The organism is Streptomyces sp. NTH33 (assembly GCF_003236365.1).
GTDB lineage: Bacteria > Actinomycetota > Actinomycetes > Streptomycetales > Streptomycetaceae > Streptomyces.
On record NZ_POTZ01000764.1, the window covers coordinates 1 to 2,059 of the forward strand.

Below are 2,059 nucleotides of genomic sequence, written 5' to 3' on the forward strand. Positions count from 1 at the left end.
GAGTGGGCCGGCGTGGGTGGCGGGCGATGGCGGCGGGGTGCCGGCCAGGTGGGGCGGAGCATCGCCGTGTGGGCCGTGTCCACGGTCACCATGCTGGTGCTCGCCGGGGTCCTGCCGGACTTCCAGCTGCAGTCGCCCGACGGGGACAGCGCCACCATCGCCGTGACCGCCGCGCTCGGCGCGGGCGCCTTCGGTGTGCTGTCGGCCGTCGTCTGGCCGCTGCTCGTCCGGCTGCTGCTGCTCGTGCCCGCGCTCGTCCTCGGGCTGCTGGTGTTCTTCCTGAACGGGTCACTGCTGCTGCTCGCCCTGCGCGTCAACCCCTCGGGCCAGGCCGAGGCGGCCCCCGAGACCGCCGTCATCGTGGCCGCGGTGATGTCCGCCGTCGCCTCCGCCACCGGCGCCGCCCTCGCCGTCCGCGACGACGACGCCTACCGGCGCCGGCTCCACCGGCTCGCCGACCGCCGCCGCAGACGCCTGCCGCCCTGCTCGTCGACCCCCGGCACCGTCGTGATCCAGCTCGACGGTGTCGGCCATGACGTGCTGCGGGACGCGGTGGGCAAGGGCCTGATGCCCACCGTCGCCCGGTGGCTCGGCGCCGACCCGGGGCAGCCGCCCACCCACCGGCTCACCCCTTGGCGCACCGACTGGTCCAGCCAGACCGGCGCCAGCCAGCTCGGCATCCTGCACGGCTCCAACCACGACGTCCCCGCCTTCCGCTGGTACGAGAAGGACACCGGCGAGATCATGGTCAGCAACCGCCCGAGCAGCGCCCTCGAACTCCAGCGCCGCGCCGCCGAGCGCACCGGCGACGGCGGGCTGCTCACCGCCGACGGGGCCAGCCGCGGCAACCTGTTCAGCGGCGGCGCCGGCGAACTCGCCCTCGTCCTGTCCGTCGCCGTGCGCCGCGGGCGCGGCAACCGCTCCCGCGCCGGCTACTTCGCCTACTTCTCCGACCCCGCCAACGCCGTCCGCACCTTCCTCTCCTTCGTCGCCGAGGCCGCCCGCGAGATCGGCCAGTCCACGCGCGCCCGGCTCCGCAAGGAGCGCCCCCGCGTCTCCCGCGGCGGCCTGTACCCGCTGATCCGCGCCTTCGCGACCGTCGTCCAGCGGGACGTCGTCGTGGCCGCCGTCATGGGCGATCTGCTCGCCGGCCGCACCTCCGTCTACGCCGACCTGGTGGCGTACGACGAGGTCGCCCACCACTCCGGCCCGCGCAGCCGGGACGCGGCGAAGGTCCTGCAGCGCCTCGACCGCTCCCTCGCCCTGATCGGGAAGGCCGCCGAGCACGCCCTGCGCCCCTACCGGATCGTCGTCCTGTCCGACCACGGCCAGAGCCCCGGCGAGACCTTCCGCTCCCGCTACGGCCTCACCCTCGGCGACCTCGTCCGGGCCGGCTGCGGCCTGCCCGTGCCGCGCCGCGCCGAGGACACCCTTCCCCAAGCTCTCGGCCTCGCTCGAGCAGGGGAGACCCCAAGTGGCGCCGAGGCGCGGGCCGCCGTACGGGCCGCGCTGCACCGCCCGGTCGAGGAACACGGCGAGGACCACCGGCCCTCCCGCCGCCCGGAGCCCGTCGTCCTCGCCTCCGGCAACCTCGGCCTGGTCTCCTTCCCCGACGTGCCGCACCGCATGAGCGACGAGGAGATCGAGGCCCGCCACCCCGCGCTGCTGTCCACGCTCGCCAACCACCCCGGCATCGGCTTCCTGCTCGTGCGCAGCGAGGAGCACGGCGGTCTCGTACTCGGCGCCCGCGGCGCGCGCATACCGCTGGACGAGCTCGACGCCGACCCCGGCCCGCTCGCCGTCTTCGGGCCCGGCGCCGTCGACGCCGTACGCCGCACCCACTCCTTCCCGCACACCGCCGACATCATGGTCAACTCCTGCTACGACCCCGCCGACGGCGAGGTCCTCGCCTTCGAGGAGCAGATCGGCTCCCACGGCGGTCTCGGCGGCGCGCAGGGACTCCCCTTCCTCCTGTCGCCGCTCGCCTGCTCCCCGCCGGCCGGGGACGGCGAGGAGCTCGTCGGCGCCGAACACGTCCACCGCGTCCTGCGCCGCTGGC

The 2,059-nt window shown here is 75.7% G+C and carries 1 protein-coding gene; it reads left to right on the forward strand.

Annotation, left to right across the window (positions count from 1 at the left end):
* Positions 1-12: 12 nt before the first annotated feature.
* The coding region (locus tag C1I97_RS35970; protein ID WP_111007126.1) for a phage holin family protein at positions 13-2,059 on the forward strand (2,047 nt) is incomplete at its 3' end.